This window comes from Catenibacterium sp. AM22-6LB (assembly GCF_003435615.1).
Taxonomy (GTDB): Bacteria; Bacillota_I; Bacilli_A; order Erysipelotrichales; family Coprobacillaceae; genus Catenibacterium; species Catenibacterium mitsuoka_A.
Window position 1 is genome coordinate 1 of the sequence record NZ_QTUM01000025.1, and the last position, 17,363, is coordinate 17,363.

A 17,363-nucleotide genomic window follows, 5' to 3' on the forward strand; every position below is an offset into this window, starting at 1 on the left:
ACTTGTTTTTAAGTTCGTCTTTTTTTATACGTTTTGATTGATTTTTGTTTCACACTTATACACCCCTATCTTCCAAATATGCATCTATTGCATGTTCTAATCTCTCTTTAGCTTCTTCGATTGTCACATTTTCAATCTGACAGGCAGCCATAGAGAAGTGACCACCACCATTTAGATCTTCCATAATCATCTGGACGTTGATTTTCTTAGAACTACGTGCACTGATTGCCACTGTGTTCTTAGATATATATCCTATCGCAAATGCAGCATAAATGCCAGAAACATATACTAATTGGTTTGCAGCCTTTGCGAGAGTAGAACGACTGAGTTCGTCATCTTTACCTGTCGCAATAAGGAATCTATCCTTATAACGATAAGCTGATTCTGTGATATCAAATATTTCTTTCATACATTCAAATGAATCTTCTAATAATTCATATGCAAGTGCTAAGTCAGCCTGTGCTTCTTTGAGTTTAGCTGCTGACTGGAATGTTCTTGTACCCACATGCTGTCTGAAATAGTTTGTATCTACTAGCATCCCTGTATACATAACTGTCGCATCAAGTGATGAAATTTCAATTTCATGTTGCTGGTAGTCAAATAATTCTACAAGTAATTCTACTGTAGAGGATGCAGATGGTTCTAAGTATGTGAGAACCGGCGAAGAAATAAATTCTTCACTACGACGATGATGGTCAATAATGACCTTGTTTTTTACTTTATCAAGTACTGAGCGGCTAATAGCCAATGAATCCTTATGGTTATCTACACAGATTAATAAAGTACCTTTATTGGCTTTTTCAAGTGCTTCTGAAATAGTCAACATTAAACCCTTATAATCAGGATTACTTCTCAACATTTCTACGACACCTTTTGTTTTTTCTTCAAGAGATTCATAGTCAATCACGATATTGGCTCTCTTACCTAAATTCTCTGCAATACGCGCAGCCGCAAGAGAAGCACCAAATGAATCCAAATCTGAGTTCTTATGTCCCATAACTAAGACATTACGTGAACGACTAATAAGACCGGCAAGAGATTGTGCCATAATACGTGAACGTACTTTAGAAGATGTTTCAAATGCATCTGTTTTACCACCAAAGTAACGTACATGATCTTTACCACTCTTAATCGCAATCTGGTCACCACCACGTGAATAAGCAAGACTTAATGCTGAAGAAGCAAGTTCTTCTAATTCTCTTAATACCTTTGTACTTCTACCAATACCAATAGATAATGTCATAAGTACATCTAATTCTTCTATCGCATTCTTGAAATCATCCAAAATAGAGAATTTAGATTCAATGAGTTTCTTATAGATACGTTCATTAAAGAAGACAATGTATTTACCTGTCTGATAACGTCTAATGATCATACCATTCTTATATGCCCAGTCAGTAATTGTACTACGGCATAAGTTTTGAATCTTTACCTTCTGTGATTCATCTACATTCGCAATAATTTCATCATAGTTATCCACAGTAATATAACCCATGCATACCTGCATATCTTCATAGTCCTGTGATAAAGAGACATATTGTGTCACATCCTTCATATAGATGAGTCTTGTATCCGCACTATTATATACTTCGAATTTCTTTCCTTTAACTTCTATTGTTTTGACATCTTCATCATCAAAAAGACTAGCAAGTGTAGGCTGCCATTCTAATAGCTTGATTCCTACAATATTGATATTTAATGCCTTTAAGAAGTCTGAAACCCATGTAATGTTTCTGTTTTCATCGTATTGAATCAATCCTACGCCACCATAGATCAAAGCATTCTTTGCATCAATACCTAAAGCATCACTGACTGAATAGCTGTTTTGATCCATTAAGTAGCCCATATAGAATAGTAACGATATGTAGATTACATTCGTAATAACCGCAAATATCGCAAGACGAAGCATCCAAGCCTGATGAAATATACCAAAAGCCGCAAAGGTCGCAAAGGTAATAAATACGAGTAAAAGAACAAAGATATTTCTAAGTTGTGCAACTTTTCTCGTCATTGTAGAAGCCCTCCTTATTGATACTTATTATACAGTATTTGACGTATTTCAACAAATATATCAATAATTCCTAGAATCACTAATAGTATCTGTAGGAACGGAATGAATACTAAAAATATAAGTAAGTTAGAATAACGTCCATGGTTTCTGATAATAAGATAAAAAGAGAGGAAAGCAAGTCCATCCACCATAAATCCTAAGATACTAATAAAATAGATATATTGTACAATAACAACATTTCCAAAATATTGTCTCGCAATCATACTACCTGCAAGCATGATTGCTAGAATATATCCCATTTTAGGACTGAATCTAAATGTCGCAATATGAATACTCATATCAAAAGGTATTCTTAAGCGTTTAAAGAATAGTGCACATAACATCATGACTAAATAACTCTGTAAGAATGACATGATGAGTATAGAGAGTGGAATGAGATTATAGAAGTTCTGGAAAGTAAAAGCATTTGATAAAGAAGGCACAGCCGCAATAATCTGGTTATACATTTCTTTTGCTTCAGTGAGTAAATTAATACCTAGTACTCCTGAGAATACATAGAAATATAAAAAGTCAGATAAAAAGAAGAATGTAGCACCAAGTACCAGCATTGTTTCTTTCTTAGCTTTATTTTTTAAACATAGCCCTACAACTGTTCCCATACCAAGTGATGAGAGAACAATTAATACATAGCTAAGTGTTCCAAATAGGAAGGCAATGACCATGGAAGCAACGGAAGTCATTAAAGCTTCTTTCAGTCCTGTCTTATAGCTATAAATAGCCATAGGAATAGCCATTCCATAGCCAATTAAGCTATCAAACATCGTACCTGTCATTGTATTGAGTACTGCAAGGACACCAAAGAGTGATGCGATGAGTGCACCCTGCACAAGTTTATTTGTTTTCATAATTTGTTTCTCCTTGTGGTCATTATACAACAATCACATTGCTTGACGTATACCCCTACAGGGTATATGATTGGAACAGGAGGTGAAATAATGGATAAAAAAGATTGCTGTTGTAGTGAACGTCATAAGGATCGTAGTGAAGAAGAGAAGAAAAAACTCATGAATCGCCTCAAACGTATCGAAGGTCAGATTCGAGGAATTGAGGGCATGGTTGAGAAGAATGCCTATTGTCCTGATATTTTGATTCAGGTTTCTGCAGTCAATGCAGCTTTGAATAGTTTTAATAAAGAATTACTTGCAAAGCATATTAAGACATGTGTTGTGGATGATATTAAAGAAGGTCATGATGAAACAATTGATGAATTAGTGAACGTATTACAGAAGGTGATGAAATGAAACAATATAATATTACTGGTATGAGTTGTGCAGCGTGTGCCAATCGTATTGAAAAAACTGTAGCTCATATTAATGGTGTAGATAGCTGTTCTGTTTCTTTACTTACAAATTCTATGGGCGTAGAAGGAACAGCATCTTCTGAATCTATTATTCAGGCAATTGAGAATATTGGATATGGTGCAAGTGAAAAAAGTGTTGAAAAGGTAAAAGATGATTCTTTAGTGGATCATGAGACACCAAAATTAAAGAAGAGATTGATTACTTCTCTAATATTCTTAATACTATTAATGTATTTATCTATGGGTCATATGATGTGGAAATGGCCTGTACCTTCGTTTTTGGAGAATCATGTATCTCTTGCAGTAACAGAAATGTTATTGACTATTATTATTTTAGTCATTAATAAAGCATTCTTTATTAATGGGTATAAGAGTTTATTTCAATTATCCCCTAACATGGATGCTTTGGTCGCATTAGGGTCTAGTGCTGCTTTTGGTTATAGCTTAGTTGTTTTATATTTAATGATTGATGCCATGAGCCAGGGACAGATGATGAAGGTGATGAGTTTAGGACATGATCTCTATTTTGAATCTGCGGCAATGATTCCTACTTTAATTACTGTTGGTAAGATGTTAGAGGCAATGTCTAAAGGACGTACTACAGATGCCTTAAAGAGCTTAATGGATCTTGCGCCTCAGACTGCAGTCATTATTAAAGATAATAAAGAAGTCACTGTAAGTATTGATGAAATGAATAAGGGTGATTTGTTTGTAGTAAGACCGGGTGAAAATGTTCCTGTCGATGGTGTGATTGTGGAAGGTTCTACAGCTATTGATGAATCTGCCTTAACAGGTGAAAGTATTCCTGTTGATAAAACAGTAAATGATACAGTATCAGGTGCAACACTTAATCAGTCAGGCTTTATTAAAGTACGTGCCACTCGTGTAGGTGAGGATACAACACTTTCACAGATCATTCAGATGGTGAGTGATGCAGCATCTACTAAAGCACCTATCGCAAAGAAAGCCGATCAAGTTTCTGGTATATTTGTACCTGTGATTATCGGTATTGCGTTAGTCACATTTATTGTCTGGATGATTCTAGGAAAGAGTATTGGATTCTCTATTGCCCGTGCTATTTCCGTTTTAGTTATTTCATGTCCATGTGCATTAGGTCTTGCAACACCCGTGGCTATTATGGTAGGCAATGGTATGGGCGCAAAGCATGGTATCTTGTTTAAGACATCTGAATCATTAGAAGTGGCAGGATCTGTTGATATTATTGCGTTAGATAAGACAGGTACAATCACAAAAGGAACTCCTGTAGTGACTGACGTGGTCCCTTATAAGATAGAGAAAGAAGTACTATTAAATTATGCTTCTAGTCTAGAAAAAAAGAGTGAACATCCTCTTGGTAAAGCTGTGACTGATTATTATCAAGGTAGTGAAGATGTTGAAGACTTCGAGATATTACCTGGTCATGGGTTAAGAGGGTTAATTCATAGTAAAGAAGTATTAGGTGGAAGCATCAAGATGATGGAAAAACATATTCCTGAAGAAATGATGAAACAGGCATCTGACAAGGCAATGGAAGGTAAGACACCTCTATTCTTTAGTTATGATGATACTTATCTTGGTATGATCTGTGTGGCTGATACAATGAAGGAAGATAGCCCTCAGGCTATTAAAGAAATGCAGAATATGGGTATTCAAGTTGTAATGTTGACAGGTGACAACAAGAAGACTGCAGATGCAATTGGTAAAAAAGCTGGTGTGGATGAAGTGATTGCAGGTGTATTACCTGATGGTAAAGAGAGTGTTATTAGAGATTTACAGAAGCATGGTAAAGTAGCTATGGTGGGTGATGGAATCAATGATGCACCTGCCCTTACACGTGCGGATATTGGAATTGCGATTGGTGCAGGTACTGATATTGCGATAGATGCAGCTGATGTTGTCTTAATGAATAGTAAGCTGACAGATGTCACTGCCGCTATTAGACTCTCTCGTGCGACATTAAGAAATATCCATGAAAACTTATTCTGGGCATTTTTCTATAATGCGATTTGTATCCCTGTTGCAGCTGGTGTATTTATTCACTTAACAGGATGGCAGATGAGTCCTATGTTAGGGGCTGCTGCCATGAGTTTATCTAGTTTCTTTGTATGTATGAATGCATTAAGATTAAATACTTTCTCTATGCATGATGCATCAAAAGATATAAAAAGAAAGAAAAAGGAGAAAAAAACAATGGAAAAAACTTTAGAAATTACTGGTATGATGTGTGGTCATTGTGAAATGGCTGTAAAGAAAGCATTAGAAGCTGTAGATGGTGTAGAAAGTGCTGATGTAAGTCATGAAAAAGGCACTGCAGTTGTCACTTTAAGCAAAGAAGTATCTGATGATGTCTTAAAGAAAACTGTAGAAGATAAAGATTATACAGTTACAAACATCAAATAAAAAAAGAAGTCCTAAGACTTCTTGAGATCCTCAAATGCATAACTATGCATTTGGGGATTTTTTCTTTCAAATTCTTCTTTTTGTATTTTAGAACGAGAAATAACATCCTGAAGTAATTCTCTTGATGAGATACGTGTCGCCCCATGACCTAACACAATTTTCTGTTCAAGATTATCACTTGTCGCAACCACAAGACGATATTGCCCTGCCATCTGTTTTGTGATGCTTTCAATATAAGCATCGGCTGTCTGTCCTTCTTTTGTATAAACGATTTCCATATCATGATACATATGACTCTTGCCTTTATTCTGTGGAACCTTATAAGCGTCAAAGACAAGGATCATATGACAGCCACGATACCCTTTATAGCTCATCAGTATATCAATAAGCTTATCTCTTGCACTACCTAGGTTTTCTTTCGCAAGTTCTTTCAGTTCATCCCAGGCAAAGATGACATTATATCCATCCACAATCAAATATTCATCTAATACCTGTACTGTATTAGAAGAGACATGATTTTGTTTTGGTTTATAGTAGTCACTTGCAAGTTTTGTTTCCAGTGGACCATAGGTACGTTCATATACTCTTTTAAGTTCTTCATCACTAATATGTACAGGATTATGTGTATAAGTATGTTCCTGTTTCATTGCACTATAAAGAGGTAAATGCATCTTCTCTCTTACTTCATCATAAGGGACATAATATCCTGCACCATGTGAACAGAAGATAGAACCTGTAGGATTATCTAAATCTGATTCACTATCATAATCACATTGAGTCATCACTTCTTTCTGATTTTCTACTGGTGCATAGAATGTATCTAAGAAGAAAAGCTGTCCTTTGCCTTTTGTGGAAGTCAGAAGTTCTTTTTGATAGTGAGTCAAGAATAAGACAGGTGCTTCTCCATGAAGTGTTGTAATATCATTATTCTCATTAACTACAGTAGGTGTTGGATAATCTTCTAATGCATAGTAGACCTTACTCAACGACTCTGTAGGAATGACTAATTCATATTTATAATAGGGTTCTAAAATAACTGATTCAGTCATTTTTAACCCTTGTCTAATAGCACGATAAGTGGCTTCTCTGAAGTCTCCTCCTTCTGTATGTTTTAAGTGGGCTTTACCACCTAAAAGTGTGATTTTCATGTCTGTAATAGGAGAACCTGTGAGCACACCTAAGTGTTCTTTTTCCTGTAAGTGGGTCATGATGAGATTTTGATATCTCTCTTCTAAGTTATTCTGACATTGATTATCAAAAACAAGTCCTGAACCTTGAGGAAGTGGTTCTAAGTAAAGATGGACTTCACTATAGTGTCTGAGTGGTTCAAAGTGTCCTACCCCTTCTACTGGTTCTTTGATTGTTTCTAGATAAGCGACTTCTCCTTCATCTACTGTGATATCTTCATTAAAACAATCTTTCATTAATTGTTTAAGAATATCTATCTGTACTTCACCCATTAAAGAAACTTGGGCATGATCATCAAAGAGTTTTAAATGAAGTAATGGCTCTTCTTCACCTAATACCTTTAAAGAAGAAAAGAAATGGTTAATATCTGCTTCTTTGGACGGTTGAATTGAATATAACATGGAAGGTCTAAGTGTTGAATGAATCACATGTCCTAATCCAATATAATCCCCTGCCTGAAGCTTCTTAATACCTGTTAAGGCTACAATATCATTCTGAGAGGCTTCTTCTACGAGAGTATAATGGTTCCCTTGATATAACCTGATTTGGTGAATCTTTTCATCATGAATTGTATCACGTACATGAAGCCTGCCACCAGTGATCTTAATAAAGACAAGACGTTCTCCTCTTTCATCTCTCGTAATCTTAAAGACCTGTGCAGATAATTCTTTCTGTGGTTCTTTTTCTAAAGTATAACGGTCTAAGGCATCGAGTAATTCATTGACACCTTGATTCTTAAGTGCACTACCAAAATAAAGTGGATAAAGATGTCTATTAGAAATCGCTTTTGCGATAGATGCATCTTTTAAAGATCCTGTTTCTAAATATTCTTCTATCATCTCTTCATCAAGTGCTGCAATATCTTCTTCAGAAGCACTCATATCCATAATATGAGGAGATAACTGCGATAAAGAGTCCAGTAGTTCTTCTTTTGTATAATGTGTTAAATCCATTTTATTCACAAAGATGAAGGCTGGTACATGATAGTGATCTAATAAGTTCCAGATCGTTTTAGTGTGCGCCTGTACACCATCTAAACCATTGATAATCACTATTGCATAATCCAGAACACTTAATGCACGTTCCATTTCTCCACTAAAATCAGCATGTCCTGGTGTATCAATAAATGTGAAATGGTTATTCTTATAATCAAGAGAAGAAACCTTAGAAAAGATTGTGATTCCTCTTTCTCTTTCCTGTGTATTATAGTCAAGGAATGTATCTTTATGATCTACTCGTCCCTGATGTTTAATTGTACCTGTTGTATAGAGTAATGACTCACTTAATGTGGTTTTACCTGCATCAACATGAGCCACCATTCCGAGTGTTAATCGTTTCATCAAATCACCTCTTGATTATTGTATCATAGATTAATCAAAAAACACCTTGGTTTTAATCAAGGTGTAAGACGTACTTCTCTATATAATTTCCAATACCATCATGATCATTATCATCAGTGATATAATCTGCCACACTCTTTGTCTTTTCACTTCCGTTAGCCATTACAACACCAATACCAGCATTAAGTGTCATATCATAATCATTATCTGCATCACCAAATGTAAGTATATCTTTGATATCAATATCATGAAGTTTAAGTATTTCTATAAGTCCTGCTGTTTTAGAAATATGGGGATCCATATATTCATAGAGATCACTGGCAGTCTTCAGTGAAGATGATTTAAATTTATCACTCTTGAAAGTCTGTGCACGTTCAATGATTCTATCCATATAATCAGGTTTACAAATAATCATAAGTTTCGGTTTTGGTTCCGTTAAATATTCATCATAGTTGACTACTTTATAAGGTATATGGTCTGCTTCTGATAAGAATTGGATATGTTCATCATCTTTTGGTGCATATATTATACCATTTTCTGTAATCGCAAAGTTACAATCCATATCTTTAAAGTGTTCAATAATTTCTTTAATAGATTCACCATCTAATGGATACTGTGCTTTAGATATATTAAGTGTATAGTCATAGATTTCAGCACCACCTGTACCTACAATTAAGTCAACTAACCCATCAATATGCCAATCTTTTAAGAGTGTTTGAATACTGTTTACATCTCTTCCTGTAGATAAACCAAAGAGTATGCCTTCTTCTCTTGCTTTTTTGATCATCTCTACTGTTTTATCTGTGACATATCCTTTACTTGATAGAAGTGTGCCATCTATATCACACATGATTGCTTTAATAGCCATATTATATCCTCCTTGATTCAAAGCATAATGAATAATAGTGATGCTTTCAATCAACATAGTGTATTTGGAAATTATTTTTCAATAACAACTTTTATTTTAGTCATTATTTAGGATTATTTTTTCAAATAAAAGTCCACCGTAGTGGACTTTCATTATGCGTTCTTTAAGAATGCTTTATACGCCTGATATGTTTCGTATACGTCTACTTTAGATACGATTTCCATTGGTGCATGCATGTTTAATACTGCAATACCTGCGTCAATAACATCCATGTTGTAGTTTCCTAGGATATAAGCAATAGTGCCTCCTCCACCTAGGTCTACCTTACCAAGTTCAGCTGTCTGATAGTGGATATTTGATTCATCCATCACAGCACGAATTCTCGCAACATATTCTGCAGATGCGTCATTACTTCCGCTCTTACCTCTTGCGCCAGTATATTTATTAAATACAATACCATTACCTAAATAAGCAGCATTCTTCTTATCATTCACACTTACAAATAATGGATCTACACCAGCAGATACATCACTTGAAAGCATCTTTGATCTAGATAAAGTAAGTCTTGTCTGTACAAAACTATCAATACCCATCTTCACTAACATTTCACCCACTGTATTTTCAAAGAATAAAGACTGAGCACCTGTAGCACCTACTGAACCGATTTCTTCTTTATCTACAAGAATAGTACAACATGTATAGTCACATACATCCATATCAAGAATTGCAGTTAAAGATGTATAGGCACATACTCTATCATCATGACCATAACCAGCAATCATTGAACGGTCTAAACCATAGTCTCTTGCTTTACCACTTGGTACAACTTCAATTTCAGCTGATACAAAATCTTCTTCTTCGATATCATATTTATCTTTTAATAGCTTTAAGATATTGGCCTTCACAGCATCTTTTTCTTCACCTACTAAAGGCATATTACCTAAAGTAACATCAAGGTTTTCACCTTCAATCACTTTAGCTGCTTTCTTATCTAACTGTTCTGCAGCTAAGTGAATAAGTAAATCAGAGATACCTACTACTGGATCATTATCATCTTCACCAATGACAACATCTACGACAGTACCATCTTTCTTTGCGACAACACCATATAATGATAAAGGAATAGTCACCCACTGGTATTTCTTTACACCACCATAATAGTGTGTATCAGCTAATACGAATCCTTCTGATTCATATAATGGATTCTGTTTTAAGTCCATTCTAGGAGAGTCAATATGAGCACCTAAGATTCTCATACCTTCTGTAAGTGGCTTATTACCAATCACAAATAAAGCAATATTCTTATCTCTGTTGTTAACATAAACCTTGTCTCCTGGCTTAAGTGTTTCAAAAGAGTCTAATGGCTTGAATCCTTTTTCTTTGGCTAAGCGAATAGAGTCTTTAACACAAGCACGTTCTGTTTTGTTTTTTGAAATATAATCTTTATAACCTTCATTATATTCCATGACTTCATTGAGATTGTCCTTATACTTTTCCCATGTATTTTTTGCGTACATTTTCTAACCTCTTTTCTTTATATCTCTACAACAGTATACCATGCTGAATAAATAAAGATAGTGTTATGAAACTGTTTGCATCATAATTCTATATTTTGGTAGAATGAGGTGAGGTGATAGTATGCATCCTACGATTCTAGAACAGTTTAAAAAAGATTTTAAACTCAATGAAAATGATTTATTTATCATACAGTATATTATTGAACATAGTGAAGAGATTACATCTTATTCATCACATCAGCTTGCGAAAGAGACTTACAGCAGCCCTACTGCAATCATTCGTTTAGTAAAAAAGATTGGCTTTAAAAACTATAATGACTTTAAGTTAAATATCCATAGCCTGCTCAATAAATATACACTATCCAATATGCGTATTATGTCTAATGAAGATCTCTATACTATTAAGAATAAACTTGCGAAAATAGAAACAGGTATTATCAACCAAACAAAGGAAAATTTAAATTCAAATGTGTTTAATGAAGTTATGACTATAATTTCTAGAAATAAGTATATTGATATTATTGCAAATGATGCAAATGCAGCTATTAGTGAATATGGAAGTCATATATTATCAAGTGTGAATAAGTTTGTGAATGTATATCATAATGGAAATAAACAGCTCTGGTTCAGTTTGAATGTCACAAGTGATCATACAGTGATTCTTATAAGTAAGTTCGGTAAGACAAGACACTTATTGAATATTGCGGATACTCTCAAACAAAGACATATTCCTTTTATCGTGATTACAACGGATGATACAAATGATTTAGCTCATAAAACACCTTATGTGTTATATGGAATCAATCATGGAGAACTTGATAACCTCAAAGATATGATTTTCTATATTTCTTTGAAATATATCTTTGATTTAATCTACACTGCCTTATTCTCATATGATTATAAACAGGCAAAAGAAGTAGATGATTTATATGCAAAAATCTATTATTCAGAGAATGAATGATGTCACACTGTGACATCATTCTTTTATATTTTAAAGAGTTTTTGTCACACTATTCCGGTCATTCCTTGAAATATTGATTACTATTTTGAGATACATTATCTTAGAGTCATAGAAAAGAGGAGGACTAAAAATGGTTGGAACTATCGCAGCAATTCTTACTACTATCTCATTCATACCACAGGCTTATCAGGTTATTAAGACAAAGGATACTTCTGGTATTTCACTAGGCATGTATATTGCCTTTGTGTTAGGTGTATTCTTATGGATCATTCATGGTATCAAGATTCAGGATATGAACTTAATTGGTGCAAACGCGATTACTTTTGTATTTGCTTCTATTATCTTAACTTTCAAAATTAAATATAAATAAGGAGACCAATATGTTAAACAAAGACTTTTTATGGGGTGGCGCTTTAGCTGCTCATCAATTTGAAGGTGGTGTACTAAATACTACTAAAGGTTTAAGTGTTGCAGATGTAATGACTGCAGGTGCTCATGGTGTGCCTAGAGAAATTACTGATGGTGTGATCAAAGGAAAGTATTATCCTAATCATATTGGAATTGATTTCTATCATCATTATAAAGAGGATATTGCGATGTTTGCAGATATGGGCTTTAAGTGTTTTAGAACATCTATTGCCTGGACAAGAATCTTCCCATTAGGTGATGAAGAACAGCCAGATGAAGAAGGTTTACAGTTCTATGATGATGTATTTGATGAATTATTAAAGTATGGTATTGAACCAGTTATTACTTTATCTCACTTTGAAATGCCTTATCATCTTGCCAAAGAATATGGCGGATTCATGAACAGAAAAACAGTCGATTTCTTTGTGAAGTTTGCTGAAGTATGCTTTAAAAGATACAAAAATAAAGTAAAGTACTGGATGACTTTCAATGAAATCAATAACCAGATGAACTTTGTGAATGATATTTATGGCTGGACAAATAGTGGTGCTCATTTTGGAAATTATGATAATCCAGAAGAAGCCATGTATCAGTGTGCACATCATACTTTAGTAGCAAGCGCAAAGGCAGTTAAGATTGGTAAAGAGATTAATCCTGATTTCTTAATTGGGAATATGATTTCTATGGTTCCTTTCTATCCTTATAGCTGTTCTCCTAAGGATCAGTTATTAGCACAGCAGTTAATGCATGATCGTTTCTTCTTTAGTGATGTGCAGTGTCGTGGACATTATCCTGCTTATGCATTAAAGATGTTTGAAAGAAAAAGGTTTAATATTAATATTACTGATGAAGATAAAAAAGCTTTATCAAAAGGTACTGTGGATTATATTGGATTTAGTTATTATATGTCTAATACAGTTAATTCTAATTCTATCAGGGATGTTTCTACTACTACAGATGGTTCTAGTGAACATTCTGTTAAGAATCCATATATCAAAGAAACTGACTGGGGATGGGCTATTGATCCTGAAGGTTTAAGATATGTATTGAATCAATTCTATGAAAGATATGAACTACCAATGTTTATTGTAGAGAATGGTTTTGGTGCTATTGATAAGAAGGAAGAAGATGGCAGTTGTCATGACTCCTATCGTATTGATTATTTAAGAGCACATATTGAACAGATGAAAAAAGCTGTAGAAGAAGATGGAGTCAATTTAATGGGTTATACACCTTGGGGTTGTATTGACTGTATTTCTTTTACTACAGGTGAAATGAAGAAGCGTTATGGTTTTATTTATGTGGATAGAGATAATGAAGGAAATGGTACATTAGAAAGAAGCAAGAAAGATTCTTATGAATGGTACAAAAAAGTGATTGCATCTAATGGTGAAGTATTATAATTGAATAAGGAGGTGTTTGTGTTGAGAAGAAAAGATAGAGAAATAACTGACTTTGATGAAATGATGAAAATCATTGCAAAATGTGACACATGCAGAATTGCGATGTTTGATGAAACATTCCCTTATATCGTTCCTCTTAACTTTGGAACTGATTTAGAGGATGATCAATTATATTTATATTTTCATGGTGCAAAGATTGGTAAGAAGATTGATCTTATGAGAAAGAATAAGAATGTTTCTTTTGAGATGGATTGTGAACACAACATTATATTGTATGATGAAAGAATGTCCTGTACTATGGGATATGAGAGTGTGATTGGTTATGGTGAAGTAGAATTCTTAAGTGAAGAAGAGAAGATGCATGGGTTAAAGGTATTAATGCGTCATTATCATGAAGAAGACTTCAAATTCAATACAAAGATGATGGGGGCTATTGAAGTATTTAGAATTAAAGTATTAAGTATGACTGGAAAAAAGAGAGATAATATTCATCCAGAAGAAAAAGTAAAGAGACATATTTCACTAGACTAGTATCAAAAAAGGTTATTCAAGCGCGAATAACCTTTTAATATATTTTAATTGAATATTTTTCGATCTTTTCCTGAAGGTACTTTAAATAGGAATACAAGGATAAAACCAATCGCAATAATAATGCTGGATAAAGCAAACAAGACTTGATAAGAAGAAACATCTAAGATTTGTCCAGCAATATTTTGGAAAATAATTGAACTTAAGTTTCTTAATGTTTGAACAAATGCGAGTGCTGTAATTTGATGTTCCTGCGGCACAAGTGTATTAACAACTTTTAAGTTAATCATAATAAACAACATACCTGATGGATGCTTTGTGACTAAAGTAACAAAAACTTTAAGGGGTAACCAAACATTGAAGGCATAACATAAGAACTGTATAGAAATCATTGTATAAGCAATAATAAGTAGCTTCTTATTAGAAAGTTTATCCATAAATTTATGTGAGAATAAAACAAGTGGTGCTTCACATATGACCGCAAATGACAAGATTGTAGAAACAATGTTTACTGGTAAACCATCATTTTGAAACATGGCAGGAATATATGTATTTGCCATATTTGTAATACCTTGGAAAACAGACGCAATGACTAAATAATACAAATATTTATGATTATGAAAAAGAGTGCTCGTTTTGGTTTTTTCTTCTTTTTCTTGAGCTAAATCATCTGGTGTTTCTGTTCCGAGTAAACCAATAATACAAAGAGTCATTGTGAAAATGAAACAAACAAAGATGGCCGATGGTGAAATACATTGATAGATTATTCCTGCAAGCCATGATCCAATCGCATAACCAATTGTTCCCCATATTCTTATCTTTCCATATTGATAAGGTGATGAAGAAGCAATTTTTTCCATAACTGGGGTTGTCCCATTAATTAAAGTTAATACAAAACTATAACCAATAATAATCGCAATTAAACTATCTGCAAACATAAAGGCCAATCCACCTAAAGCAGCTAATCCAAATAAAACAAAGTTTACTTTCTTAACATCAAAGCAATCACTTAACATACCAATGACAGGTTGAAATATCATAGATGTTAGAAAAGAAGTAGAAACAACAAGTGAAACTTCACTTGCTTTAAAACCTTTATCTAATAGATAAACTGAGATTAAAGCTGAAAATACGGCCCATGATAAATAATAGAAATTATACATGAGAAAATAACTTAAATAACTGTTTTTATAACGTTTTAACATAAAACCCTCCTAGTGAAATACTTTTAACTCTTTATTTGTTGGTACATTAAAGAAGAAAACAAGAATCATTCCAATAATACTGCCAATAAATAATACAAAATAAAACATTTGATAACCAGTAAAATCAATCAAATATCCTGCTGACATCTGAAATAAAATCGATGAAAAACTTTTACAGGCAGAAACAAGTGATAACGCACTATTTTGTCTGGCATTATCAACAATTGTTGAAATGATTTTTAAATTGATCATAACAAAAGCCATAGTTGCGACGGTTTTCGTAAGAAATACAATAATAATTTGAAGAATGACTGATGAGATAAAACTAAAAGTAAAGAACTGTATAACTAGTAAAATAAAACAACTCATTAATAATTGTTTATTAGTAAAACGATTCATATAGAAATGTGATAATAGAATAACAGGTACCTCTGATAAAGTAGAAACAAAGATAACATTAGAAACATAATTTATTGGTAAACCACTTTGTTTTAACATCGCAGGTAAATAAAGATGATGCACATTGGTAACACCATAAAATAAACAAACAATAATCAAGTAAAATGGAATATGCTTGATTTTAAATACAGATGTCATTGAGACTTTTTCTACTATTTTTTCTATAGGTGGTAAAATACTATGTGTTCCTAAAATACCAATGACACATAATAATTCTCCTATTGCGAAGAAAATATAAAGACTATAAGGTCCTATATTTTTATAAATTAATCCAGCTATGATTGTAGCTACTGCATAACCAATTGTTGCCCAAACACGAATCGAACCATATTTAAATCTTGATAGTATAGCCATTCTCTCAATAATTGGATTTGTTCCATTGGTGATTGCTAGAACTAAGCTATAAGCAACAGTAATCAAATAAATATTCTTTAAAAAAATAAAGATGATTCCTAGCATTCCTGCAGCCAGCAATAAGATACTATTAACATATCTTGATTCATATTGATCATTAAGTTTTCCAATAAAGGGCTGAACAATGACGGATAATATATAAGAACAAGAAACAACAAAACTTACTTGCGAAGCACTGTATCCTTGATCCATTAAATAAACTGAAATAAATCCTGAAAAGAATGCTAGACTAAAGAAAAAGAAGAAGTACATTAAGAAATAGCTTAAATAACTGTCATGATAATGCTTTAAAAATCTCATTTTTTACTCCTTTTAATTTTTTTCTTATATAATGAAAGAGAGAGGTACTAATATGCTTTTACAAGAAAAAATGAAACAAAATATCTTTTCCTATAATGAACAAACAATTATTCATTTTATTTTAGAAAAACAAGAACAAATCAAAAATTATTCTACAAAAATGATTGGTGATGAAACCTATACAGCCCCTTCTACTGTTATTCGTATTGCTCATAAATTAGGTTTTCAAGGATGGTCTGATTTTAAAGAAGCATTTCTCGATGAAGTGATTTATTTAAATAGTCACTTCCAAGAAATAGATTCTAATTATCCTTTTACAAGTCAAGATACAATAATGCAGATTGCACATAAAATAATCCAATTACATATAGAAAGTGCAAATGATACTGCTTCTTTAATTCATCACGATACTTTACAAAACGCTGTTCAAATTCTAAGAAAAGCGAGTGTTGTTAAAGTATTTGCTGTCGCAAATTTAAACTTCATTGGTGAAGAGTTTGTTTTCAAATTAAATCGTATTCATAAGAGAGCTTATATTGAACCTATACAGGATAATCAATTTCAAGATGCTATTATGACTACAAGTGATGAGTGTGCTATTTGTTTATCTTATTCAGGAGAAACACCAACTCTTTTAAAAACAGCTCATTTTTTAAAGGAAAATAAAGTTCCGATTATTGCGATTACGAGTCTTGGTAAAAATAGCTTATCTGATCTAGCAACAGTATCATTAAATATTTCTACTCGAGAGAAATCATTTTCTAAAATAGCTGGATTTACTTCTTTAGAATCCATGAATATTATTTTAAATATTCTTTATTCATGCTTATTTTCTCTAAACTATCAAGAGAATCTAGATTATAAGATTGATGTTGCAAAAAGAGTGGAACTTAATCGTGAAATAGATAATGAAATAATTGAAGAACATCTTAAAAAAGATTAGTTCTTCTTTTTTATGACTACCCGTATAACTTTTACCTTGACTGTATTTTTAAACCAAC

General features: G+C 33.1%; 14 protein-coding genes. 7 read left to right on the forward strand and 7 right to left on the reverse strand.

The annotated features are described in order from the left end of the window. Positions 1 to 55: 55 nt before the first annotated feature. Both DW269_RS06785 and DW269_RS06790 read right to left on the reverse strand, forming a co-directional pair. Entirely contained in the window at positions 56 to 2,011 is a 1,956-nt protein-coding gene (locus tag DW269_RS06785; RefSeq protein WP_117459092.1) for a DHH family phosphoesterase, read from the reverse strand. 14 nt (positions 2,012 to 2,025) lie between these two features. After that, positions 2,026 to 2,916, reverse strand: coding sequence for a DUF2232 domain-containing protein (locus tag DW269_RS06790; RefSeq protein WP_117459093.1), 891 nt, complete (start codon positions 2,914 to 2,916; stop codon positions 2,026 to 2,028). Between the two features lie 90 nt (positions 2,917 to 3,006). Here DW269_RS06790 and DW269_RS06795 point away from each other — a divergent pair, with 90 nt between their 5' ends. Together DW269_RS06795 and DW269_RS06800 are read left to right on the forward strand one after the other, a co-directional pair. After that, positions 3,007 to 3,312: a metal-sensing transcriptional repressor gene (locus DW269_RS06795; protein WP_199409986.1), complete on the forward strand. Its 306-nt coding sequence runs from the start codon at positions 3,007 to 3,009 to the stop codon at positions 3,310 to 3,312. Then, a complete protein-coding gene (locus tag DW269_RS06800; protein WP_117459095.1) occupies positions 3,309 to 5,771 on the forward strand; it encodes a heavy metal translocating P-type ATPase in 2,463 nt (820 codons plus the stop codon). Before DW269_RS06795 ends, DW269_RS06800 begins: the two co-directional genes overlap by 4 nt. An 11-nt stretch (positions 5,772 to 5,782) precedes the next feature. Here the strand turns inward: DW269_RS06800 and DW269_RS06805 are convergent, their stop codons facing one another. From DW269_RS06805 to DW269_RS06815, 3 genes are all read right to left on the reverse strand, one after another. After that, positions 5,783 to 8,299 (reverse strand): translation factor GTPase family protein, encoded by a 2,517-nt coding sequence (locus DW269_RS06805; protein ID WP_117459096.1) that lies wholly within the window; start codon positions 8,297 to 8,299, stop codon positions 5,783 to 5,785. 52 nt (positions 8,300 to 8,351) lie between these two features. Beyond that, entirely contained in the window at positions 8,352 to 9,167 is an 816-nt protein-coding gene (locus tag DW269_RS06810; RefSeq protein ID WP_117459097.1) for a Cof-type HAD-IIB family hydrolase, read from the reverse strand. Positions 9,168 to 9,319: 152 nt separating this feature from the next. Then, positions 9,320 to 10,684 (reverse strand): aminopeptidase, encoded by a 1,365-nt coding sequence (locus tag DW269_RS06815; protein WP_117459098.1) that lies wholly within the window; start codon positions 10,682 to 10,684, stop codon positions 9,320 to 9,322. A 121-nt stretch (positions 10,685 to 10,805) separates the two neighbouring features. On the opposite strand from DW269_RS06815, the gene DW269_RS06820 reads away from it, so the two are divergent. From DW269_RS06820 to DW269_RS06835, 4 genes are all read left to right on the forward strand, one after another. After that, positions 10,806 to 11,645: a MurR/RpiR family transcriptional regulator gene (locus tag DW269_RS06820; protein ID WP_117459099.1), complete on the forward strand. Its 840-nt coding sequence runs from the start codon at positions 10,806 to 10,808 to the stop codon at positions 11,643 to 11,645. Positions 11,646 to 11,775: 130 nt separating this feature from the next. Then, entirely contained in the window at positions 11,776 to 12,015 is a 240-nt protein-coding gene (locus DW269_RS06825; RefSeq protein WP_117459100.1) for a SemiSWEET transporter, read from the forward strand. A gap of 10 nt (positions 12,016 to 12,025) precedes the next feature. After that, positions 12,026 to 13,456: a 6-phospho-beta-glucosidase gene (locus DW269_RS06830; protein WP_117459101.1), complete on the forward strand. Its 1,431-nt coding sequence runs from the start codon at positions 12,026 to 12,028 to the stop codon at positions 13,454 to 13,456. A gap of 18 nt (positions 13,457 to 13,474) precedes the next feature. Then, positions 13,475 to 13,987 (forward strand): pyridoxamine 5'-phosphate oxidase family protein, encoded by a 513-nt coding sequence (locus tag DW269_RS06835; protein WP_233502451.1) that lies wholly within the window; start codon positions 13,475 to 13,477, stop codon positions 13,985 to 13,987. A 44-nt stretch (positions 13,988 to 14,031) separates the two neighbouring features. On the opposite strand, the gene DW269_RS06840 is transcribed toward DW269_RS06835, so the two are convergent. Together DW269_RS06840 and DW269_RS06845 are read right to left on the reverse strand one after the other, a co-directional pair. Continuing rightward, the gene (locus DW269_RS06840; RefSeq protein ID WP_117459102.1) at positions 14,032 to 15,189 is read right to left on the reverse strand and encodes an MFS transporter; all 1,158 of its coding nucleotides are present in this window, start codon (positions 15,187 to 15,189) and stop codon (positions 14,032 to 14,034) included. A 9-nt stretch (positions 15,190 to 15,198) separates the two neighbouring features. Continuing rightward, positions 15,199 to 16,362, reverse strand: coding sequence for an MFS transporter (locus DW269_RS06845; protein WP_117459103.1), 1,164 nt, complete (start codon positions 16,360 to 16,362; stop codon positions 15,199 to 15,201). 52 nt (positions 16,363 to 16,414) lie between these two features. On the opposite strand from DW269_RS06845, the gene DW269_RS06850 reads away from it, so the two are divergent. Beyond that, positions 16,415 to 17,305 carry a MurR/RpiR family transcriptional regulator gene (locus tag DW269_RS06850; protein ID WP_117459104.1) on the forward strand — a complete coding sequence of 297 codons (891 nt, stop codon included), beginning with the start codon at positions 16,415 to 16,417 and terminating at the stop codon, positions 17,303 to 17,305. Positions 17,306 to 17,363 lie beyond the last annotated feature (58 nt).